16 protein-coding genes and 1 pseudogene are annotated in these 25,267 nt (G+C 27.3%); 16 read left to right on the top strand and 1 reads right to left on the bottom strand.

What is annotated here, in order from left to right; translation table 4 throughout:
- The first annotated feature begins 216 nt into the window (after positions 1–216).
- The 16 genes and pseudogenes from ACR82Z_RS01870 to ACR82Z_RS01795 all read left to right on the top strand — a co-directional run bounded on the left by ACR82Z_RS01870 (position 217) and on the right by ACR82Z_RS01795 (position 19,929).
- A complete protein-coding gene (locus ACR82Z_RS01870; RefSeq protein ID WP_435130417.1) occupies positions 217–1,653 on the top strand; it encodes an ABC transporter ATP-binding protein in 1,437 nt (478 codons plus the stop codon).
- Positions 1,637–2,479, top strand: coding sequence for an ABC transporter permease (locus ACR82Z_RS01865; RefSeq protein ID WP_435130416.1), 843 nt, complete (start codon positions 1,637–1,639; stop codon positions 2,477–2,479). The genes ACR82Z_RS01870 and ACR82Z_RS01865 overlap by 17 nt, the downstream gene beginning before the upstream one ends.
- Positions 2,472–3,263, top strand: a complete 792-nt coding sequence (locus tag ACR82Z_RS01860) for an ABC transporter permease (RefSeq protein WP_435130414.1) — start codon at positions 2,472–2,474, stop codon at positions 3,261–3,263. Before ACR82Z_RS01865 ends, ACR82Z_RS01860 begins: the two co-directional genes overlap by 8 nt.
- On the top strand, positions 3,264–5,474 hold the full coding sequence (locus ACR82Z_RS01855) for a hypothetical protein (protein ID WP_435130413.1): 2,211 nt from the start codon (positions 3,264–3,266) through the stop codon (positions 5,472–5,474).
- A gap of 73 nt (positions 5,475–5,547) precedes the next feature.
- Positions 5,548–7,398 (top strand): S8 family serine peptidase, encoded by a 1,851-nt coding sequence (locus ACR82Z_RS01850; protein WP_435130411.1) that lies wholly within the window; start codon positions 5,548–5,550, stop codon positions 7,396–7,398.
- Positions 7,383–8,396, top strand: coding sequence for a hypothetical protein (locus ACR82Z_RS01845; protein ID WP_435130409.1), 1,014 nt, complete (start codon positions 7,383–7,385; stop codon positions 8,394–8,396). The genes ACR82Z_RS01850 and ACR82Z_RS01845 overlap by 16 nt, the downstream gene beginning before the upstream one ends.
- 286 nt (positions 8,397–8,682) lie before the next feature.
- The gene (rpsB, locus tag ACR82Z_RS01840; RefSeq protein ID WP_435130408.1) at positions 8,683–9,540 is read left to right on the top strand and encodes a 30S ribosomal protein S2; all 858 of its coding nucleotides are present in this window, start codon (positions 8,683–8,685) and stop codon (positions 9,538–9,540) included.
- Between the two features lie 9 nt (positions 9,541–9,549).
- Entirely contained in the window at positions 9,550–10,431 is an 882-nt protein-coding gene (gene tsf, locus ACR82Z_RS01835) for a translation elongation factor Ts (RefSeq protein ID WP_435130406.1), read from the top strand.
- A 22-nt stretch (positions 10,432–10,453) separates the two neighbouring features.
- Positions 10,454–13,054, top strand: a complete 2,601-nt coding sequence (locus ACR82Z_RS01830) for a hypothetical protein (protein WP_435130405.1) — start codon at positions 10,454–10,456, stop codon at positions 13,052–13,054.
- Positions 13,055–13,108: 54 nt separating this feature from the next.
- Positions 13,109–13,591 (top strand): hypothetical protein, encoded by a 483-nt coding sequence (locus ACR82Z_RS01825; protein ID WP_435130404.1) that lies wholly within the window; start codon positions 13,109–13,111, stop codon positions 13,589–13,591.
- Between the two features lie 24 nt (positions 13,592–13,615).
- Positions 13,616–13,753, top strand: a pseudogene (locus tag ACR82Z_RS01820) (IS3 family transposase); the annotation flags it as partial.
- A gap of 103 nt (positions 13,754–13,856) precedes the next feature.
- Complete coding sequence (locus tag ACR82Z_RS01815; RefSeq protein WP_435130402.1) at positions 13,857–14,324, top strand: transposase; 468 nt, start codon at positions 13,857–13,859, stop codon at positions 14,322–14,324.
- Positions 14,325–14,527: 203 nt separating this feature from the next.
- Positions 14,528–16,966: a putative immunoglobulin-blocking virulence protein gene (locus ACR82Z_RS01810; RefSeq protein WP_435130400.1), complete on the top strand. Its 2,439-nt coding sequence runs from the start codon at positions 14,528–14,530 to the stop codon at positions 16,964–16,966.
- A gap of 8 nt (positions 16,967–16,974) precedes the next feature.
- Entirely contained in the window at positions 16,975–18,255 is a 1,281-nt protein-coding gene (locus tag ACR82Z_RS01805) for a glucose-6-phosphate isomerase (protein ID WP_435130397.1), read from the top strand.
- A gap of 5 nt (positions 18,256–18,260) precedes the next feature.
- Entirely contained in the window at positions 18,261–19,274 is a 1,014-nt protein-coding gene (locus tag ACR82Z_RS01800; protein ID WP_435130396.1) for a hypothetical protein, read from the top strand.
- Entirely contained in the window at positions 19,264–19,929 is a 666-nt protein-coding gene (locus ACR82Z_RS01795; RefSeq protein ID WP_435130394.1) for a hypothetical protein, read from the top strand. The genes ACR82Z_RS01800 and ACR82Z_RS01795 overlap by 11 nt, the downstream gene beginning before the upstream one ends.
- A 1-nt stretch (position 19,930) precedes the next feature.
- On the opposite strand, the gene ACR82Z_RS01790 is transcribed toward ACR82Z_RS01795, so the two are convergent.
- Positions 19,931–25,261: a hypothetical protein gene (locus ACR82Z_RS01790; protein WP_435130392.1), complete on the bottom strand. Its 5,331-nt coding sequence runs from the start codon at positions 25,259–25,261 to the stop codon at positions 19,931–19,933.
- Positions 25,262–25,267 lie beyond the last annotated feature (6 nt).

Here is a 25,267-nt window from a genome sequence, read left to right as displayed (position 1 = left end):
ATTAAGAATTTATTATGATTTTTTTTGCTCTTATATAAAATATAAAAATATGAAAAGCAAAAATATTTTAATTCAAAAATTAGCTATTAAAAACATCTTAAGCAATTTTTGTGATTTAGAATATCCGTCTTTATCTTACAGTATCGAAGAATACTGCGAGAATCTTTTCGATACCGTCTCCCTGCTGCTTATTTAAATCAATAAGAAAGGAGATACATGTATATTAATTCAGATAATAATCAATCTAAACAAATTGAAACAACTCGTGAAATTAGTTTGAAAAAAACTAAAAAAGCAAATATGCCAATTATCGAACTTAAAGAAGTTGTTAAAGAGTTCGGTGACAAAACTGTCTTACATAAGATAGATTTACAAATCAAGCGTGGTGAATTTGTTACTATGCTTGGTCCATCTGGTTCAGGAAAAACTACCATCCTAAGGCTTATAGGTGGTTTTGAATGAGCAACTCGTGGTGAAATTTTATTTAACGGTTATGATATTAAAGACCTTTCTCCACATAAACGCAACGTTTCAACCATTTTTCAAGATTATGCATTGTTTCCACATTTAAATGTGCAAGGAAACATTGCATATGGTTTGAAATTAAAACGTATTAAAAAAGAAGAAATCAATCAAAAACACATCGATTTACTTAAACATAAAATTGAAGAATGAACCAAAAAAGCCGATGCAAAAATGGATAAAATTGATACACAGCAAGATAAATATATCGAAGCTTTAAAAAAGATACCAGCAGATACATCGCAATATAATCGCATCCAAAATTGGTTGGATGATTTAGATTTTAAATATTCTTATTGAGAGAATTATGTTGCTCAAAAGAAGGAAGCATTTGAAAATAGATATTTCAAACGTAAGATGACTGCTAGTGAAATGGATGAAAAAATTGAAAAAATCATCGAATTAGTTGGTTTAAAAGGTAATGAAACTAAAGCAATTTCTGAGTTATCGGGTGGAATGAAGCAACGTGTTGCTCTAGCTCGTAGTTTAGTTATTGAACCTGAAATTTTGCTGCTTGATGAACCTTTATCTGCTCTGGATGCTAAAATCCGTAAAAAGATGCAGGAGTTACTAAGAAGTGTACAACAAGAATTAGGACTCACTTTCATCTTTGTAACCCATGACCAATCTGAAGCACTTGAACTTTCTGATCGCATTGCTGTAATGCGCGATGGAATAATCGAACAATATGATACACCTAAAAACATATATGACTACCCTGTAAATATATGAGTTGCTAGATTTGTTGGAGATTCAAATATTTTTGATGCTAAATTTTTACCTAACGGGAATGTAAAATTGTTAGGTAGAGAATTCAAAACTATCCATGATATCGAAGAATTCGGAAGTGAAAACACCCTCGATGCATTAATTAGACCTGAAGACATAGATATAACAAGCAATCCAACATCGATGAGCGGAAAAATACCAAGTTATGTAAAAGATATTTCCTACCGAGGAAGTTATTATTATTTAACAGTTGAAACAGAAGATGAAGATATTTTATATGTTGAAACAGCCAAAAAATTCGACATTGATGAAAAAGTATATTTAAGTTGAACAATTGATACCATTCATTTGATGAAAAAAGATCCAAAGTGAGATTATACAACTAATGTTTTCAAAAATTAAACAAACATTCACTTTTGACAAAAAAGCCTGGTTATTCTTACCTTACTTATTAATTGCAATTTTCTTAATTGTATTACCTGTATTAATGATTGTTATCAGTGCTTTTTCAGCAACCAATAATGAATCTTTTGATGCAGCAGTGTTGCTTAAAGATCTTAACACTTGAAACATTATTGGTCGTTCATTATGAATAGGAATTGTTTCTGCCTTCTTATGCTTAATCATCGGTTTTCCATATGCTTATTTTATTTCAACATCTAAATCAAAAATCTTTAAACTTTTTGCATTAAGTTTAATGATTAGTCCGATGGCAATTTTTACCATTGCTCGAATTTACTCAATTAAAGGTTTAGCATTAGCTATTTTTCATACAAATCCTAAAACACTCAATAGTGAACTTTTTATAATCTTTGGTCTTACCTATTTAAACCTACCTCTAATGGTTTTACCTTTATATACAGTATTTAAAGATATGCCAAAAAATATTATTGAAGCAAGTAATGATTTAGGATACAATAATATTCAAACAATGTTTAAAGTTATCGTTCCATATGGAACTAAAGCTATATTAAGTGGTTTAGCAATTATTTTCTTGGCTAGTGCAACAACCTTTGTAATTAGTGCAAAATTACTTCCAGATGGTTCACAACACCAACTTATCGGAGATTTAATCAACTCAAAACTAAATCCTGGTAATAAATATGATCTAAGTAGTGGTTCTGCACTTGTTATAGTGGTTTCTGCTATCTTCATCGGTGTATATTCGTTATTTATATTCATACCAAAACTCATTTTTAAATTTAAAAAAGGAGCACACTATGAATAAATTTACTGAATTATTAAGACGTAGTTATATTTATATTATTTTAGCAATTATTTATGTTCCTTTAATAACAGGTGTGGTATTTAGTTTTAATCAAAAAACACCAAAAGGTGAGTTTAATCCAACTTGAACTAAAGGTGTTTTTGAAAACTGAGTAACTTTATTTGATAACGGACGTGGGCTTGCTTTATTAAACACAATTTTATTAGCAATTATTGTTTCAACATTAGTTGTTATTATAAGTTTAATTACCGTTTATGCTCTCTATCGACAAAAAAATCGTTTAATGCGTTCTACTTTGACAGCAACATCAAATATCCCACTTATCAATCCTGATAACATTACTGCTTTAGGTCTTGTATTAGTGTTTTCATTGTTTTTTGGTATTGTTGCAGTTGATTCAGAAGGTTTTGGTAGATTGATAGTTGCACATACAATTATGGCATTACCTTATGGAATTTCTTTAATGCTACCACGTAGTGAAAAATTTAACAATAACCTCTTCGAAGCATCGCAGGATTTAGGTTACTCAAAAACTCGTGCATGATTTAAAACCTACCTTGTTTATATGATTCCATCAATTATTACAGTTATTTTAGTATCAAGTGTTCTTAGTTTTGATGACTTTATCATAACCCGCACTGTATCAAATGCAAGTACTTTAGGTACAAAATTATATGAGGGTGCATTTGAGCCATGAGGATTGGTTATTGGTTCAATCGTTTTATTTATTACTATTTTAGGAAACATTGGTTATGCAATTTACAAAACCAAGAAAAAGGGATAAATGAAACTAAATAAGAAGCTTTTATTAGCATCAACTATTGCATTAGGTGCAATTTCAGGTTTCTCAGCAGTTTTAGCATCAAAAGTCGAAAATCAATTTAAACCAAGTTTTTATAACTATAAATCATATATGTCTGATGCTAATATTGCTCAACTTGCACAGACATTTGATTATAAAGAATTTGATGAAATTAATCAATTTAGTAATGCATTAATTAATAACAAAGCAGTTGCTGGAATTGGTTCAGAATTTTTAGCGGTAGAGCTTGCTAAAAAACAACTTATCGGTAAACTCAATTACTCGATTTTCTTCAACTTACCACAATATTCTAATTACTTAGAATATCAAACTTTAAAACATCAATTGGATGATCTTAAAAAGCAACTCATTGACAATCCGAATAACCAAAAATTAAAAGATGCATATAATGATATTTTAATTAAATATCAAGATGCACAAAAATCATACATTCAAATTAAAAATTATGTTCGCTTATCGATGCGTCCAGAGATATGAGAACATTTAAATCGTTACGATTTAAGCAAAAAAGGTGATAACAACAGCGATGAATCATTATGAGAATACTTTTATCCATATTATTCACAAGATATGGTAGTTGCATATAATATTCATAAAATTAATAAAGAAAAGCTAAATAAGAATGCCTTTGATGAAGATTCAGGAATTGATTTTAGCAAATATACTGATAAATTTATCACACCTAACAAAAGCAGTATAAAAGACCCATATGCATTAATTAATATTTTAAAGACATTAAAAGTTAATGGTTATCAAGACTGAGAAATCACCGATGCAATTCGTGATAATATGCTGTATGGTTCTGCTTACTGACCACTACCTGATGGTGGTCGCACTTTAGACAAATTTACTGGTGCAGTAGTAAAAGATGATTCTTCGACTAATACACAACCATATAAAATTCTTATCGATTCATTTGCAGACTTAATCAAAGATGGAACTGGTTTTGATGTTCGTAATGCAAAACATATCAGTTTAAAAGGTGATGGATTAGAAATAGCAAATGATTTAATCAATAAAAAACGTCCCGATGTAACATCTGCAATTATGTATAACGGGGATGCAATTGATGCATATTATAGTGAAGATAACTTTCCAGATGTTCCTGATGGATCAATTCGTGCTGTTAAACCACACCAAAACATTCTTTTAGTTGATGGTATAGTTATTTCATCACATATTCCAAAAGAATTAAGTAATGAATATCAAAAAGCTATTTCTCAAGGTTATTATTCATATCTTAACGATATCGGTAGTAGGTATGATAAACTCGTTAACCAAAAAATGATATCTACTTTTAATGAAAACACATCTGATACAGAGATTGCTAAAGCACAAAATTTAGTGACTGAAGAATATGTAGCTAATGTATGAAAGGATTTAAAAACCCTAGAGTTAAGCAAAATTGATTCTTCGGATATAAAAACTAGTGATATTAATACATTTATAAATTCTTTATACAATGAAATTAACTTAGCATCAAAACAAAACGATGAAAAATTCAATGAATTTTATAAACTAAGAGATGACTACGATCAAGGTAACGATGTAGATCAAGAGCAAAGAATCTCATATGTCCCACATCTTTTAGAAAATTATCTTAGTAAAAATTATTCAGAATTTATAAATAAATTTTCGCAATTAGCACAAAAATTACAAACTGATTTGTTTACTATTTCAAAAGAAGAATTTATTAATAAAGTTTCAAAAACAATAAGTGATAAAATTCTTGCTACTTATGTTTATTTAGTTGTAAACAATGATATTTCAGATGAAGATACATCTGAAACAATTAAAGGATTATTTGATGATGCTTTAAAAGAAACAAATGAAAAAAGTGATAATGAAAAACAAGAAATATGAACCGAATTTATAACAAGTTTTATTGCTAAAATGCTGGCATATGTTAATATATCAGATAAAGAATATTTGGCAAAACATCTTAATTTAGAAAATTTTGATTATGTTAATTATGATCCGGTGGCTATCACAGACTATGAGGTAGTGCTTAGAAATTATTTTAATGATAAATACGAAGGTCAGGACTTTAATTTAATAAATATTTATGAAATTAAAAACACTGATGGGATGATTCACGAAGCAATCCAACCTGTTGATGATAAAACCTTAAGTCAAATTACAACTTACTATTTTTCAAAAGTAAAATCTTAAAATCAGGGGAACCTGATTTTTTTTACTGAAAATAATTTCATACAAAAGAGTATAATTAAATTAGGAGGTTATTATGAAATTAAAGAAATTTTGAAAATATATTATTGGTTTATCTAGCATTTCAAGCCTTCCTTTAACAATGTCAGCAATTTTTGCAAATCAACCTAGAGACATTAAAAAATATAATCATTTATTTGATAACTTATGAGATAAATTAGGAATCCATAAAAGAACTGATAAAAAGATTAAAATAGGTATCATCGATGGTGGTTTAGTTGATTATCGTATTTTGAAATTTGATGGAAAAACAACTTTGAATATTGATAAAGAAATCAATGAAGATAATTATAATATTCTAGGCTCAATTAATAATCCAAATGTTGTTAATAGCAGTAGAGTCAAATATGACCCTAACCTTACTGATGATAAAATATATGATTTTTCCAAGATGAATCACTCATTTTTAGATTATTGAAATAAAAATTATCATGCAACAGAAATTGCTTCAATCATTGGTAGCGATTCTGGATTACTAAAAAATGCTGAAATTTATTCAACAAGTTATAATAGAACATATAATGCAAGTAATTATGACATATTAAAAGAAAATTTAGAATTCTTTAGAAAAAATAATGTTGAATATATTAATATGAGTTATTCAACAGCATATCGCAAACTACTAGATTTAAATAAAATGAATGAATATTATAAAAATAGTAATCTTTCATATATAAACAATATTATAGATATTTTAAATGTAAAAATGAACACAGATTATCCAGATGAAGCTGCATTAATAGATGAATATGCATATAAATATAATATGAAATTTTTTATTTCTGCTGATAATGAAAATCTTAAAACACCAAATCATATAATGGAGGTTAATAAATGGATAAATGAAAAACTTAATTCTAAACCTACTACCTATCAAAAAATAATATTAGAAAAGTTAAGAGATACAATTAACCAGAACCCCACCTTTTGAAAAAAAGCTTCTTCTATCCAAAGAACTAAAAACACTTTTATAATCGGTGCATATAATTTTAATAATGATCAAATTGAAGATTTTTCAAATGGTAAAATTAAAGGTTTTGAGGATTCTCCTTTAGGAATAGGTCCAGATAAATTTAGTAATCAATCACTTTTTTTAAATGATCAATGATGAAAAACAGACACATTAGTTGATGATCCAGATTATTGACGATGATCAGGAACAAGTTTTTCTACACCTGTTTTATTAGCTGCTTCTGCTTTACTATCGGCAATAAAAAAACCTAATTCAAGTTATCAAGTTCCAGAATTAAAAGCTATTTTAATAGCAAGTTTTGATTTAAAACAATATAATGATAAAATCAATATATTACCATTAAACCTTGGTGCAGGATATATAAATTGAGACAGAATGAAATTTTATGCAGACAATGTTAGAAAATACAGTATATATGATTTATATTACAGTAAGTCAAAACAATTGACATATAAAAATCTAATCTCTGGTGGTGAAAAACCACTTGCTGCTTATTCTACATATTCTGATTTATGAAGATTATCAAATTCTGAGAGAAGAAAACTAAGTGTATCTGAAATACATAATCACTCTAATATATTTAATGTAGGTATGGTAGGTGTTATTTATGCAAATTCATGATGGATTTACAGACAATACCACCTTTCAACATTAAAAGTTAATTATCCAAATCTTAACAACGATAATAGCGATGCAACAAATCGCAATATGTTTGTAGCGGGGAGAAATTATCATTCATGACTATATGAATTTACCTTAACTATTAAACTAAGAAATGACTTTGAAAACACAAACCTTACAAACAAAAATGTCTATTACATTTTAAATGATAAATATGCTATTTATGAAACTCGTTCAAAATTAACAGCAGAAAAATCATGACCAGAAACCTAATAAAATTATTAAGTCTAAGTTTATCTAGTCCTTTATTAGCGGTTTCAATAGCATGTAGTCATTACGAAAATAAAACTCCTTGGGAAGCAAAAAACGAATCACAAAATAATAATCAAGTAAGAAAACTAAAAGAAGATTTGAAATCTCAAAATTTAATTCTTGATACTAAATATTCAAAATTAAACAATATTATCGATAAGGAGCACTCTTTTTTTGCATTAGTAGAACAAAACAATGAACAAACTCTAACTTTTAAAAAAATAAGTAGTTCTTATAATTTTAAATGAAACTATGATAATATCAAGAACATCTTTTCAAAAGATAAAAATAATTTATTTTACAAAAAAAATAATAATATGGTAATCGAGATGTTACCAATTAAAAATGAAAATAAAGTTCTTATAAATTTATTATTTGTAAGAGATATCGAAGGAGATTTTTTTCCAATTCGTGTTTACAATTTGATTACACAATACGGTGCAGAACCAATAGGATATCCAAGTTACTTTTATTATTATCCTGACAAAATTCAGAAACTAAATAACAGTTCTATCAATACTGTAAAAAATGAAAATAATCAAATTAATATATCTATAAAATTAAAGAATGATAATATTAGTCCAGTAACTGAAACAAATCAAATATATACAAAGTTTAAAGATAACATTAAACTTCCTTCATATAAATCGTATTTATTCTATAGTAAAAACTATGTTCCAGATAAAACTGTTGTTCCTAATAAAATTATTAAAATTCAACAAAGAGAATTTGATGATATATGATATGCAATATATTATAATCACTTTGAAGGACGCATTTGAACTCGAAATAATGTAGAATTTGTTTCAAATTATGATAAATATGCTAAATTAACATCAAATACGCAAACATCTGTATTAAAATTACTTGCTAAGTCATATATAATAAATTTAAAAAATACTAAATTATCTTATGATAAAGATGGTAAACCAAATAATATAAAAATTACTCTTTCGTAAAAATAACAAAACTATTTTTGGTTGTGTTATTTTTGTGTTTTATACCAACTTTAAAATAAAAAACTAAGTTTTTAGAAGTATATTTTCTTTTTTATCTAGTATACAGACAAATAAATTAAGTTACCATATTTTTATAGCAAAGAAAAAATGATAAAATAATCATAAGTATTTTAATACTTATTTTTATAAATCACAATAAACTAGGATTCGCTTGGGTGTGCTTGAATAATTATAAGTGCTAGGTGTTAGAATAGTTTATTTAGACAAAACAAACTAAAGGAAAAAAATGACAAATCAAAGTAAAACTGAAATTAAACCTGAAATTAAGGTAGAAAAAACTAATAAAGAAACAAAGGAAGTTAAAGAAAACAAAGAAAAAAATCCTATTGTTTCAAGAACAAAACTTTTAGAAGCCGGAGCATATTTTGGACATAAATCACATTCATGAAATCCAAAAATGAAGGAATACCTTGTTCCAAATAAAATGAATAAAGGTGCTCACATTATTGATATCTTTAAAACACAAAAATATTTAGAATTTGCTTACTCACTTGTAAATTCATTAGCTGCTAAAAATGCACAATTTATTTTTGTAGGAACTAAAAAACAAGCTCGTGATTCTGTTAAAAATGCAGCTGAAAGAACAAATTCATTTTTTGTTACTGAAAGATGACTTGGTGGAACATTAACAAACAATGAAACAATTATGTCTCGTGTTAAAAAGATGGAAGAATTAGAAGAAAAGGCAGCTAATAATTTTAAAGGTTATACCAAAAAAGAGGCTTTAAATTTCAAAAAAGAATTAGACAAGTTACATAAAAATCTAAATGGTATTCGTAATATGAGAAGATTACCAAATGTTATGATTGTAGCAGATCCATTGCAAGATGAAATCGCCGTCAAAGAAGCTCGTAGAAAAGGATTAAAAGTAATCGCTATTCTTGATTCGAATGCAAACCCTGATGCAGTAGATTTCGGTATTCCTGCCAATGATGATTCATCAAAATCAATTAATTTAATTATGACAATTTTAGCTGATGCAATTGCTAAAGCAAGAGGTGGGCAACAATTATTTGCATATCAAGATGATGAAAAAGTTATCTTACCAGAATTTCAATCAAAAAATACAGAAACAAATAATTAGGAGTAAATTATGTCAGTAAATAAAATAGAACTTATAAAAGAATTAAGACAAAGAACTAATTCAGCATTAATTGATGTTAAAAAAGCCCTTGAAGCAACTAATTATGATATCGAAGCAGCTGTTAAATGACTAAAGGAAAACGGAATTGTTAAAGCTGCAAAAAAAGCTGGCAGAATTGCTGCTGAAGGTGCTGTTACTGCAATTACCAACAAATATCGTTCATTATTAATAGAAATAAACAGTGAAACCGATTTTGTTGCAAAAAATGATAAATTCTTAGAACTTGTTCAACAAATCTCTCATGCTATTTTTGATGCCAATGTATGAACTAAGGAAAAAGCATTAGAAGTTATTCTACCAAATGGTTTAACAGTAGAAAAAGCATTAATCGAAGCTACATCAGTTATTGGAGAAAAAATTTCATTCCGTCGTATGTTTATGGTAAAAGCAAAAGAAGGTGAAATACTAGGAACATATGTTCATACCAATAATCAAATTGCTGCTGTTGTTAAAATAAAAGGTACAGATATTTATGCTGCAAAAAATGTTGCAATGCATGTTTCAGCAATGAACCCTGAAGTTACATTAGTTTCTGATTTAAGTGAAAAACAATTATCAGAAATAAAAGAACGTTTTGAAAAACCAGTGGCTTTCGAATCAAAACCTGCTAAAATTCAAGAAAAAATCTTTCATGGTTGATTAACTAAACAACTTTCAGAATTTGTTTTAGAAAAACAGGCATTTGTAATGCAAGATTCTATTTCAGTAGGTAAATACTTAAACGATCATGGTAGCCAACTTGTATCAGCAATAAGATTTGAAGTAGGTGAAGGAATTGAAAAAACTCAATCAAACTTCGCTGCCGATGTTGCTGAAATGGTAAGGAAATAATTTATATTAAAAAAAGGAGATTATGAAAATTCAAAAATTAAAAAAATGAAAATTACTTTCTAGTACATCTTTATTAACTTTGTCCGTTGCTTTAGTTGTTGCATGTACACCAGAAAAAACAACACAACAACCACAACAATCAATGGAAATTGTTTTAAAATCAAAACAAATAGACGAGATGTTAAAAAGAGTAAATTTATACAATCTTAACTCTGAAAAATATCTTGAGAATAAAAATAAATTCGATGAATTAACTAATTCAAAAACTACTACCATAGAGCAATTAAATGCTTTATATAATAAAATATTATCTGATTATAACACTGCTGCTTTATCAGTTATTCCAAATCTGTTTACTGAAAATTCTGATTTAAAAGTTGAAGTTGATTCACTTAAAAAAGAAAATACTAAAATTCAAGAAGAAAGTACTAAACAGCAAAAACAACATGAGGAGTTATTAAAAAAACAAAACGAACAAAATGCTCAGCATAACAAAGAAACTATCGAACAACTACAATCAGATAAAGAAAAATTAGAGAATGAAAACCAAGAAATTAAAAGTAGTTTTTTAAAGCGACATTATTCAGGCAAAAAAGCTTTGATTGAAATAAATGATTTTACTATCTTATTTTTAGAAAAAACTATAGAAGAAATTAGAGAAGCAAAAGACATAAGTGCAGCAAATAAAAGATCATTTATAAATCAAATTAATCGTTTAATTGAACCACTTAAAAATAATCGTGAAATATATCAGCAAACTGTAGAAAACCGTGCATCATTATGAAATATCGCTTCAATCATCGAATCTAGAATTTCATATTTTTCTCGAATTTCAACTGCATTACAAGATGCAAAAATTAAGTTACCAAAATTATTAGAATCCAATAAATCATTTATGAACGATTTATTTAGATGAAGATATGATAACATTGTTGCAATCGAACAACAAGTTAGTGCAACTGATAAATCAAAATTTGTATCTACAAACCAAACAGATGGGCAAAAAGTTAAGGATGAAAAAATCCAACAATCAAAAGTTTTTGCATTCACTACAGCAAGATTAGGCGGATTAAATCTGCAGACATTAATGTCAAATGATAAAAAACAAGGTGTAAACCTTATTGCAGAAGCAAAACCATTTCAAGAACAATTAATTAATTATGCAACTTTTTTATCACAAATTTGAACTCCTAATTATGCATCAAAAGCAACTTCTTCTGATGGTAATCCAATAATTGACAAGAGCAAATGATTTATCGACTTTGTCATAAGTGACTTTCCACTTTCAAATGCTTTATTAAAAACCGATGATATTTTAAACCTTAAAAATCAAGCTCAAGAGCTTCATAAAAAATACTCTGATTATTTAAAAACGCTTGGAGATGGTTTTAGAAGTATATACTACTATAAATTGAACAAACCTTTTTATTCCGCTCTAGGTAATTTAAAATATATTGATTATTTTAATGGAGAACAAACTAAATTAGGAATTTTAGGATATCTTACACAAGCAAATTCAGATTTTAGTAAATATAAACTAACTGCAGATAATCTTAAATCTGATTTAGAAAAATTCAAAAAAGAAAATACTGAATACATTAAAAAAATTGATGACAAAATTACCGAAATAACTGCTAAAAAATCGCAAAACGATGGTAATCAAAAATTTCATAATGAAAAAATCGATCAACTTTTAAAAGATTTTAATACTGAGTATACACCAATTAAATCTAAAACTGAAGATGATATGCTAAAAACTTTCGATAAGAAACTTAAACTTAGATTTTTATATGAAAAATTATTAGTTTTATCTAATTTATACTTATATTGAGAAGATTTAGGCTTAAATCCTGACTCACAGGAGCTAAAAGATCAATTAGGATATCAAAAAGATACTTCTGAAAATAATAAATATAATTACTATATTCCTGGTCAAGAAACTATTGCTTGAATTCGTCAATGAACTAATTTATATTCTGATCAATGAAATGATTTATCATTAGAATCAACAGTAGTCGATACCGATGCTTATAATACAACTACTAAATCTTTATTAGATATATCGCAAAACGATGATATTGCTTATATCAATAGTACAGGTGCAAATTCATTTGCATCAACTTCACAATCTTTCGATGTAAAAACTTTTTATAAAGAATTTGATGCTCTAGAGAAAAATTACTTTTTAGCATCAGAAAAAGTATTTAAAGCAATACAAAGTAAAGATGCCAACCTTGAACAACTTAAACAAGAACTAACAGATGCTCGTAATGCTTACTATACTAAATTAAATGATCCAAACATCAGTTTTAGATCGAATGCTTTTACTAAATTTGATACGTCTGTGTATGCTCCTGCAACACAAATCAAGGCTGCATTCACCCCATACACACTTGCAAATGCATTTGCAACTTTCAAAGCTTCATTAGTTGTTTTAGAACATTTAAATACACTTTGAAACACCACAGAAACAACAAAAGTAACTTCAAATAATCTTCAATCACAAGCAAGTGCTAATGAAAATCAAGGAGCAAAAGAACAGGTTAATACCGAATCTAATAACAAAACTACAAATAATCAACCTGTAGAAAACAAATCAACAAAAACAAATACAATAAAGTAGGACGCCGGGGTGGTACCACCCCGGCGATTTTTTTGATAAAAAAGGAGTAAAAATATGGCAAAACACCTAACTCACGAACAATGAAAGTTTTGAATCGAAAAATATCAAAGTTGTAAATCTAAAATTGAAGTAAATATTTTTTGAATTGAATTTTGCAAAATTAGAAATACAAAATTAACAAAAGAAGTAATTAAAAATTTCAAAAATAAGATAAAAATGTATAATTTAAATATGAATTTATGCAGCAAGACAGGAAAGTCTTTGAAGAAAAAAATAAAGGTGTCGGAAGAAAGAAAAATTAAGTTAAACATTAAATACGATGAACTGAATAATTACAGCAAAGAGTTTGTGATAGAAATTTTGAAAATTTTTACTGAATCCACAAATAATGAAATCGATTTAGATGAAGCAATTTCAAAAATTAAGAAGTTAAATTCTTATGTTTCGTTAAACAAAATTCTTTACCTTTTAGGTATTTCAAGAACTAGTTATTTCAGATGAAAGAAACAAATTAATTTACCAAAACCAGAAGCCTAAAAATACTCTGATGAAGAACTTGTTATTAAATCTTTCAAAGAAAATAAAGGTTTATATGGTCGTGTAAGATTATCGATTTACATCTACAAAAAATATAAAATAAACCTAAATTACAGGAAAATAGGGAGAATAATGAACAAATTTTCTTTAAAATGTCTCGTTAGACAAAAGAAAAGAAAAAAAGAAAAAAAGGATATAAATGTAAAATTTATCGATCTTGTGCAAAGAGATTATAACGGTGAAAAGAATAACATTGTTTCTATAGATGTTTCATATATTACTGCTCCAAAAGATTCAGAATCAAATCATTTATATTTATCAGTTGCAATACATCACAAAACAAAAGTCTGTTGTGTCTTGAAACCTTTCAGAAACAAATGACACAAAACTTGTTATTGAGCATATTTCAAAAATTCATTTTAAAGATAAATGAATACTTCATTCCGATCACGGATATCAATATTCTTCAAAAGAATATATAAAGTTAACACAAAAATTAAATGCTCAAATTTCAATGTCACGAATAGGAAATTCACTGGACAACAGAGAATCAGAATATTTCTTTTCTGTTATAAAATCAGAATGCTTAAATTTATACAACTTAAATAAATTAACATTTAACGAAATTTATCAATTAATTGATGAATATATAAATTTTTATAATAAAATTAGATTCCAATCAGTTTTAAATTGGAAAACTCCACAACAATGTTGGAGAGAATTCAATTTTTAACAAAACACATTTTTAGTACCACAAAAGTGTCCATGTTTACAAACTCATAGAGTTTGTATTTTTATTGTCATTAAAATATACATAATTGTAAATTAGTTTTTTTGCTTTATCGTAGCATAAAAAAATCAAAAAATATTTAAAAAATAATTTTTGATATTCTGTTTTTTTGTTATAACATATATATAAGTTATATGGAGGTTAAAATGTCATATAAACGTAAGAATTTCATTCTCTTAGCAGCTATTTCTGTTAGCTTAATTTTATCTAGCAGCATTGCTTCAGTAGTTTATCAAACATCAGCTCAAATTCTAAGTGGAAGCAAAACTGATTTATCAAATCAAGATGCTAGATTAATTCCTGAAAACAAATTAAACACCAATCTAGCAAACTCATCAAATATAGATAATAACTTGCAAAAAATTAAAGAGCAGCCTACTAATCCGGTTGTTATTAATATCGCTCCAAGTCAACCACAAAAAGAACAACCAAAAGAACCCATCATAAAACCTGAAAATCAACCGAAACAACCAAAAGAACCAATTATAATAAATGCACCAGATATTAAACCACCACAAACACAACAAAAACCTATTGATTTACAAAAACCGATTGTTATTGCTACACAACCTTTAAAACAAGAGCCGATAAAACAAAAACCACCCGTGCAAAAGGTAGAGAGCAAACCACAACCTTCTACACCTGTTATAGTCGAGCAACCTAAACCTATAAAACAACCAACAACACCAAAACCTACTCAACCTATTACAAATACACAGTATAACACTGACGGCATCGGAGATGGTTATACAGAAATAAATATTGCAAACACAACAGCAAGGGCTAAGGTAGATTTTAAGGTTATACCACATGAATATTCTAAACAAGATATCGAAGATGGAATTGCCAATCCGAAAGGATACCAAAATGTTACAACCGGAAAAATTATCTCTGTTGAAGTAACACCACAACTTATTGCAGCAGATGCTAAAGTTGCTATCGACGGAATTAATGCTAATGCAGGTAAAATTGCAGATGCTACCGATGATTCAGAATCTGAAAATGCTCCATATATACTATCTAAAGGTTTTTGAACTGGAATAAATGATCGTTTTGGTAGAATTGCCGAAGAAATTATTAGACATAAAAATGATCCAAGATATCTGCAATATATTAAACAAAACTATCGTGATATCTATTTAAAACGTAAATTTAATAGCTTCATAGAAGAAAAAGTTTATGTCGCTTTCCATCTCGATCGCAGCAAATTTACTAATCTTTCACAAAGAGCAATCGATTTTCTAAAAAAAGGTTACACACTTGATCCTGATAATGTATTTATTAATGAAAATGGAGAACTAGATAGTTATGGACAAGAACTACCTCCTGGATTTAATCGTGTAACTGCAAGAGTTACCAGAGATAACAAATACAAAAGAGCTTTTGGTTATGATGACTGACAAGCTATCACACCAGGAAATTTAGAAGAAGGAAATTATCCAGGTTGAACTAAAACCGATGTAACTAATGAACCAATTTTTAGCAAATATGTTAATAACACACCTGGAATTAAAGTTTATGATTATACCCGTGATGACAAAAGCCCAACCTTACGCAATCAAGGGTATGCGCTCTATATTGATATGAATGATACAAATGCTTACCAAAAAACAGCTTCATTAATTAAAGAACTTGAAGAAAATAAAATACAAATTACTTCATATCGCTTTAATAACTTAGGTAAAGCAAGTGCTGCACAAAAATATATTGATATCTTTAAATTGCTTCCAAATCATATTCCACAACTACAATTATTCTTTGATGCTTCAGCAACTAATACATCTGCATTAATTGCTTTAAAAGACAAAAACATTGATGAACTAGGTTTATATACCTATGGAAATCCTGTTTTAGATGCTTGAAGTTATAACCCTTGAGCATTAAACAAAGTTGCTTGAATTAATACTAATGATTATAATCCTAACCAAAACTATAAAAAGAACATCCCGATAGCAACACGAATCATCTTTGATACCATTGCTTTTGATGAATCAAATTATTTAAAAAATACTTCTGATCCATATAAAGAAATTAATTTAGGTTTAAGAATGGTATATTGAACTCGCAACAATGAACCATTCTTTCAAGGTAGTTACGGATCTGGATTAGATCCAGATACCAAAGAAAAAGATAACTCATATCCTCAAGGACTTGATTTTTCTAGGGTACCAGAAATTAAATCATTAAAAGGATTAATATTTTCTGATAATCAAAAAGCATCAAATAATAAACCACGTAAAATCCGTCGTTTAAAGTTATATAATAATTCGCAAATTTTTACAATGACTGCAGACGATATTAATAATGCGGGATTTAATGAAAACTTTGTACTTAATTCCCCTCAACTAGATTCAAAAATTACCTTTAGCAACGGAGAAACTAATCAATTATATATCAGTGGTAACGGAACACTTACATCAATCGGTTTATCCGAATTAAGAACATTAACAAAAACCTTATACCAAGAATTTGCAAGTAAACCTATTTTAGTTGATAAAATTGCTACTAATTTAGCAGCACAATTACAACAAAACGGATACAATGTGCAAGTATATAGTGATCAAGATACATTAGAAATCACATAAAGGAAAATATGAAACACTTAAAATTAGATTTTTCAAAAGCCCCATCATTAGAAGAATTAAAATACTTACAACCTAAAATAACCCAAATCCATAATGATATAGTTAACAAAAATGTTGCTGAAAAAGATTGGTTAGGTTGATATAATCTACCTGCTGATTATGATAAAGATGAATTTAAAACAATGCAAGAGAAAGCTGATTTTTGATTTAAAAGTGGAATCGAAGTTGTTGTTGTAATCGGAATTGGAGGTTCATATTTAGGAGCTAAAAGTGGTTATGATTTTATATACGGACCTTATTCAAGCAAAAAACCTAAAATGGAACTTTTATTTGCCGGAAATGATATTTCAGCAGAAACATTAGTTGCAAAACTAAAATATGTTGATGATAAAAAATTTGCTATTAATGTAATTTCCAAATCCGGAACCACATTAGAACCATCAATTGCTTTTCGTGAATTTAGAAAATTGCTTGAAAGTAAAATCGGTGATCAAGCAAGTGATTATATAGTTGCAACAACAGATAAACAAAAAGGTGTTTTATTTGAATTAGCAACCTTAAAAGGTTACCAAAAGTTTGTTGTTCCTGATGATGTCGGTGGACGCTTTTCGGTATTAACAGCAGTTGGTTTATTCCCGTTTTTATGTGCTGGAATCGATGCAAAAGGAATTTTAGATGCAGCAAACCAAACTAATAAGGAACTTTCTGAATCAAAACTTGAATCAAATCCTGCTTACTGATATGCTGCTGCTCGTTATCATTTATATAATAACAATTATGCTATTGAAATGATGGTTTCATATGAACCAAAACTACAATACTTCTTAGAATGATGAAAACAACTGTTTGGTGAATCTGAAGGAAAGGATGGAAAAGGGTTATGACCTACCAGTTGCTTATTTTCTACCGACTTACACTCGCTAGGGCAAATGATTCAAGATGGTAATAAAATTCTTTTTGAAACTGTTTTAACCTTAGAAAATCCTTCTGCTAACATTGAATTTTCAAAAGAAGCAATTGATTACGACAAACTAAATTACCTGGCTTCAAATAATTTACACCAAGTTAATAACATTGCTTTTAATGCTACTGCAAATGCACATCATATCAGTGGTAAAATCCCTGTAATTCATATGTTATTTGACACATTTAATGAAGCAACCTTAGGAACCTTATTTATCTTCTTTGAACGAGCATTAGCAATGAGTGCATATTTATTAGGAGTTAATCCGTTCAACCAACCTGGTGTCGAAGTATATAAAAAGAATATGTTCAGTATGCTAGAATAGAAATAATGAACAAAAAACGATTAGGACAATTCTTTACTATTTGTAATCCATTTGATAATATTATTTTCTTTAAGTGACTTAAAGAAAATAATTTATTATCCCATAATATCACATATTTAGAGCCTTTTGCGGGTTCTAATAATATACCTTTCTTGTTATCACAACTTAATTTAAATAACCCATGAAAATGTTTTGATATTCAACATTTTTATGATCAAAACAACAATCAAATTAATCATTTTGATAAATATCAAATTAACATCAATGATTCATTAAAAAACTATCCTAAAGGATATAAATTAGCTATTACTAATCCACCGTATTTAGCAAAAAATAGTGCAACACGTTCTAAGATAAATAATGATTTTGGTGGTTATGATGATTTATATAAATATGCTTTGGATATTATGCTTAAACATACTGATTTTGTTGCCGCAATTATTCCTGAAACTTTTATCACATCAACTAATTTAAATCTTAAAAGTCGCTTATATGCAGTAATTTCGTTGCAAATGAAAATGTTTGATGATACTGAATGTCCAGTTTGTCTTGCTTTGTTTAACAAAAATCCTACTGAGGATTTTTTGGTATATAAAAATGATGTTTTTATCGGTTGATATAAAGAGTTAAAACAACTTCAAAAGCAACCACAAAATCAGTATAAATTTGTTTTTAACGATAATAACGGACAAATATGATTAAATGCCATCGATAATACAAAAAATGATAGTATTAGATTTTCATTAGCAGATTCAAAATGCAAAAATGTCAATAATTCATCACGAAGTTATACAAGAATTAAATTGCCTAATGACTGAAATCTTGATGATAGTCAATTAACAGCCTATATCAATGCATTAAACGATTATTTAGCTAAATATCGGCACGAAACTAAAGATGTGTTTTTATCTTCATTTAAAGGTTTAAGAAAGGATTTTAAATATCGTCGCAGACTTAGTTGGACTGAAGCAAAACGAATAATGAGTGTTGTTTATGAACTAGGTGGTTATGATGATTAACTGAGAATTGGAATTAAGAAAAAGAAGAATGCATAATATCAAGGATGTTAAAAGTTTACTGACACAAAATGATAAATCATTGCTAGAAAAAATTTATAAGGATGCAAATAGATATGATTTAGATTTTGATTTTATTAAGGATAAAATCATAAATGAGGATATTTTTGCTCTCATAAGATATGCAAAAGATCCAAATAAACAAAACATCCACGAAGATATTTTACTCGAATACTTTCACAATCAACTTTATAATGTTACCATCCACAAATTACCCAAAACTGGTAAGAATGCTAAATTTATCAACAAGTTTGGTAACATCCTTGATTTATCCAATCGTGAATATAATGAAATTACAAACAAAAGTATCGACTTTGAATTCATCAAAGACGATATAATTTTTTATTGCACTTTCAAATACACCAACGAAAAAGGTGGGGCTCAAGATAATCAAAGAAACGATGTGATGATATTTATCGAAAATGCTAATAAAAATCAAGATGACAAAGTGAAATTCTTAGTCATCTTGGATGGAAATTACTATATTGATCAAATTAATAAGATTAAAGAATGTATTAATTCTGAAAAGACATTTGTCTTAAATTCATCACAAATCTATGATTTCTTTGAATTTAAGACTTATCAAAAAGTAAAATAAACTATTTGAAGATATCCTTAAATTGATCAGGGTATAAATATGCCATTTTCTTTACAACCTGCTCAAAAGTAGTTGGATTATAAGGTAATCCACGATTTTTTAAATATGCATATTTTTGTGTATCAAAAACTAAAAAATTATTTGATCCTCAGTTTCCAGCTTGCTTATCTAAACCAACTACATTACCGTCACTATCATAAACTCCACTACCTGATGAACCACTTCCCCAGTCAAAATCTGGAACTTCTCCTCATAGTGCAGGACGAACTGCATCAATGGTGCTTTTATCATTACCATAATATTTAATCGGGTTATTACCGATTAAATATTCGCGGTAGCGTAACCCAGGATAACTTTCTTGATTACCTAAGGTAACAACCTTAGGTAAAGTTGCGATATAGAAGTTTAAATTATTAAAGGAACTAAGATATAAAGATAAATCCGAAATGTTTAATGGTTTAAGGTTTTTGAAATTAAGAAAGTGCTTAATTGCATTTTTTTCATGCTGAGTTAACAATCTTTCTTTGTATTTATATGTATCCAAATCTTTACCATCAAAGGTTGTAAAAATTGGTTTGAAATCTACAATAGCAACAATTGCATCGAGGTTATTATTTGTGCTTCTGCTGATAATTTCTCCATCAGTATTTTTAAAATTTCCATATGAATTTTGAACTTGTCCGCTAAAATCTAAAAATAAATCAAAAGTTATTCCTTGTTCACTACTTGATATTTCAAAATCGAACATATCACCATCAGGTGTTAGTTTTGGATATGTAAATTTTTTATCATTTGTATCATCCGAAGCATTATTTGCTTGTTTATCAGTATAAATTGGTAAATATTTATTGTTTTGTTGATCTTGGGTCGGTCTGTTAATATTAGTCGAAGAAATCAATTTAGGATGTTGAACTACAATTCTTTCATATCCGTTATGATTTTGCGTTCAAGTTCCAATCCCTGAATGACGATTGGTGTTTCAAACATGAAAATTAACAAAGGCATAATAACGAAAATCATTAGGATTATCATTAACTTTGGCAAAGATATTTCAAGTTCCATCAGCATCAGCATTTAAACTAAACACTCTGGATCTACCCTCTTCGATTGGTTTAACTGAATCTTCTTTATATAAACGTTTTGAACGGTCATCCTTGGCAGGTGCATCATCTAAAATATTATTTCTCGCTTCTATATTTTGAACTGTTTGATTATGTGTTTTTAATTCATATGTATTTTTATAACCAATTGATGAACCTTGAATTGAGTTTTTATCAAGTTTCTTAGCTTGTTTAAATTTAATTTTTTCATCTGTATCAGTTTCATTTTGAATTCAATTTACAAAAAATTCATTTCTCGAAATAAATGCTGAGCGACTAGTTGAATGATTATGTGTAGCAAGGATGTTATTAAAATGGATATTATTATTTCTTGTATGTAGTTTTAATGTAAGTTGATTATTTGTTAATGATAAACTAAATTTAATATTGCTCTTAATTTTTGAATACAAACTTTGTTGAAATGCAGGTGTTTCAGAAACATAATCATACATAAAATCAACATCATCAATATATTGATTTTCTTGCAAGGTTTTCAAAGAAACAGGAACTCTAACGCGCGAATGAATATTATCAAATTCATTTGCATCCTTAAACTCTCTTGGATTTAAATCAAGTTCAAAAACAAATCAGAAAATTATGTTCTCTTTATCAAAATCACTCGGGATAATAATTGAATTTAAATCTTCAGAAATAATTGCTGTAGCATCATTTTCACTTAATTTAAAAATTGAATCATTAAGATATTCTCGAGTTTTAAATCAATGAATTTTTTGAGCTATATTATTTTTTGTAATTGTGTAATTACGGTCTGGATGGTTTTCTTTTGAATTTTTATATCTGGTTTTTCAGTTAAAATAATCAAAATTATAGTCTAAAACTGCATTGAAATTTTCAGGTGAAAAAGTAATGTTGCTTTGATGTGTTGTAGATAATAAATCATACTTTTTCACCTTGCTTACAGATGAACCATCATCAAGTTGGTTTTTAAGTTTATTTTCTGATGTTCAGTCAAAATTATATGAAAACTCAATGTTCTTATTAGTAACTTCTTTTCTGGGAATAAAATTTAGATAACTTTTATTATTTACTACATCAATATATTTAAGTTTATACTTAATTTGTTCTTGAAAGGCTGCAAGTGAAAATTTAGATAAATCTTTAAAAGGGATATAAATTTTCTTACTTGCTGGTACAGCATTTTCAACATCAAAGGCTTGATCTTTGTTTACAATAACAGTAGGACCAAACGGAAAATCTGTTTTCTTTTCTTCTTTATAAACTTTTTTCTCTACTTCAAAGTAGAAAACAAAAACTTTATCTGATAAAATTTTTACTTGTTCAGTTGTTCAATTAAATGAAGCTGTTGCAAAAATCTCTTTTGTGTTCTGATTTTTATAAATATCAAAGTTTTGCAACATTAAATTATCAAATGAATTATTTTTCTTAGAAAACTTATATTTTGACTGCAAATTAAAGGTTGCTACTTTATTATTATTAATAACAAGTTGGGTAATAATATAGTCATTTTGATAGTTACTTAGATTGTTTGCATTAAATGAAAGTTGATTACTATTAACACTTAAATCAATGTATTTTACTCAAGGATTATATTGGTCAAAACTTTTTACCAATGCTTTTGCAGATGTTATGCCTTCCGATGTGTTAGTAATATTTATAGTTATTGTATCATTTGTAACATTTATGCTAGAAACATCTACATTAGATGTTTGAGTATATTTGTTTTCAGTGTCATTTGAACTTGTTTTAGTAGTAGGAGCATCTAAATAATTAAAATATATAGGATAATAAGAATCTTTTGTTTTTAATGTATCTTTATTCAATTCATGAAAATCATTAGATGTATTAATATTTAAATCATTGCCTGAAATAAGATTAGCATTTTGCAAGGTAAAAATGTTACCATAGTTTTTGATATCATTATTTGAAACTGGTGCAGTATTTTCTTTTTGTGGTTGTTTTTCTGTGACAGTAAATGAATATGTGCCTGAGAAACTATTTTCAAATGTTTTTCAATTTCCATTTATATTTACTTGAAAGTTTTTAAATGTATATGTTCCATTCGAAAGATTGTTTATTGTAAAAGTATAATTTGTTGCATTATTTAATGTTATTTCACTGCTATAAATATCACTCCCATTTTTTGTTAATACTATTCTTGCAGATTTATTTTGATAAATATCTTTTATGTTATTTATAGTTACATCAACTTGGTTGTTAGCATTTGAATTTGGTTCTACCAATAGCGAACTATGATAAATATTAACATTAGTTACTTGATCTGGTAATGACAAGGTTTTAAAATTAAATTTGTTATTTGAATCGCTATAAATTAAATGATCTTGATTATCTTCATTATATGAAATAGATTTAATAAAATAACTTGTATTTTCACTTAAGTTATCTGCATTAATATTTAGTTTTAGTTGATTAGGACTTAGAATTTGGTAAGTAGCATTGTATCGGTAATCATTACTCAATATAAGTTTGAAAGTTAAATTCGGCTTAATAGTATTAAAATTTTTTGTTTGGATATTCAAAGATAAATTAGCAGAATTTGTAGTTATTTCAGATGACGAAAATTGTGCATTATTAAAGTCAAAATGATATTCATTTGGTTTTGACTCAGGATTGTTAGAGCTATCTGTTAAAGTTGTAAAAGATATTTTTTGGGATTCTGAAGTGATTATATCGATGTTATTTAATAAAATTTGTGAAATATGATATGTAGAACTAGCAGCAAGATCACTAATTTGGTAAGAAGATGTGTTGTTATTTACAACAAAATCCTTATCAAATCCACTTTTGAATCGAATTTTAAGATTATATTCTTTGTTAGGTTCCAAATTTTGTAAATCTAACGATAAATTTACACTATGTGATTTTATATCAGTTGTTTTAATACTTCTTAAAATAGGATTCGCTTTAGTTTTGAAGCTAAATTTATTAGAATAGTTATTGGTATATATAACTTTACTACTACCATTAGAAAATAAAATGCTTTTGACAAAATAATTTGTATTAGCTTTCAAATTAGTTGCATTTACAGTTAATTTAATTTGATTTAAATCGATAACATTATAACTAGCATTATAGATTTGATCATTATTTAATATCACTTTAAATGTTGAATTCTCATCTGAATTATCAAAATTTTCACTATTAAAAGTTATCGATGCATTAGCTGAATTTGTTGTTATTTCACTTGTTTTAAAAACTGCATTGTCAAAATTAAATTTATGCTCTTTTTGTTGTGGCTGGTTAGTTTGCATATCATCTAATGTTTTAAAAGATATTTTTTGATTATCTGATGTAATAACTTCTTGGTTATTAAGTAGAATTTGAGCAATTTGATATGTTGTATTGGTTTGAAGATTATCAATCAAGAATGTAGCATTTTGAGATGTTAACAAGAAATCTTTTTGCATTCCATTGGTGAATTTAATTTTAAGATTATATTGTGTATTTGCTTGCAAATTGTTAAAAGCAACATTTAAATTTGCACTATTTTTTGTTATATCTGATATATTTACAGATTTTAAGGCAGGATTTATTGTATCAATAGATGTTGTTTGAAAAGCAAACTTATTAGCATCGCTATTTTTATAAATTTCTTTGCTTTGTTCTTGATTAACTAATAAAATAGATTTAACATAATAACTTGTGTTAGCACTCAAACCACTGGCATTAATGCTTAAACGAATCTTATTGCCATCTAAAACATAAGTTGCATCATAGTTTTTGTCATTATTTAAAACTACTTTAAATTGCACATTATTATTTCGAAAATTCTTTGCTATAAAATCCAAAACAACCGATGCAGAATTTGCATCAGTTTTTAAAACATTAAATGTTGCAACATTAAAATCAAACATACTTTGATCATCAGATTTTTTAGTTGTAAAAGTAATTTTTTGATTATTATTGTTAATAATATTTTGCGAATCAAGCAAAATTGAATTGATATGATATGTTGTATTAGCTGTTAAATTATCAATTGTAACTTTGATAGCTTTATTAGAATTAACACTAATATGCTTAGAAATTCCATTACTTAATTTTACTTCTAGATTATAAGTTTTATTTGGTAATAAATTATCGATTTGTATTGATATAAGTGCATTATTTGAACTTGTTGAAACAACTACAATATCTTTTAAATGTGGTTGTTTATCCGAATTATTCGCACACGCAATAGTTATAATTGGTGTCGCTAAAACAAGCGGGCTTATAGTTCATAATTTCTTTTTCATAACAGT

The organism is Mycoplasma sp. 6243 (assembly GCF_051200785.1).
Lineage (GTDB): Bacteria > Bacillota_I > Bacilli_A > Mycoplasmatales > Metamycoplasmataceae > Mycoplasmopsis.
The sequence above is the reverse complement of the archived record's forward strand: the minus strand, read 5'-3'. Positions and strand labels throughout refer to the sequence as shown.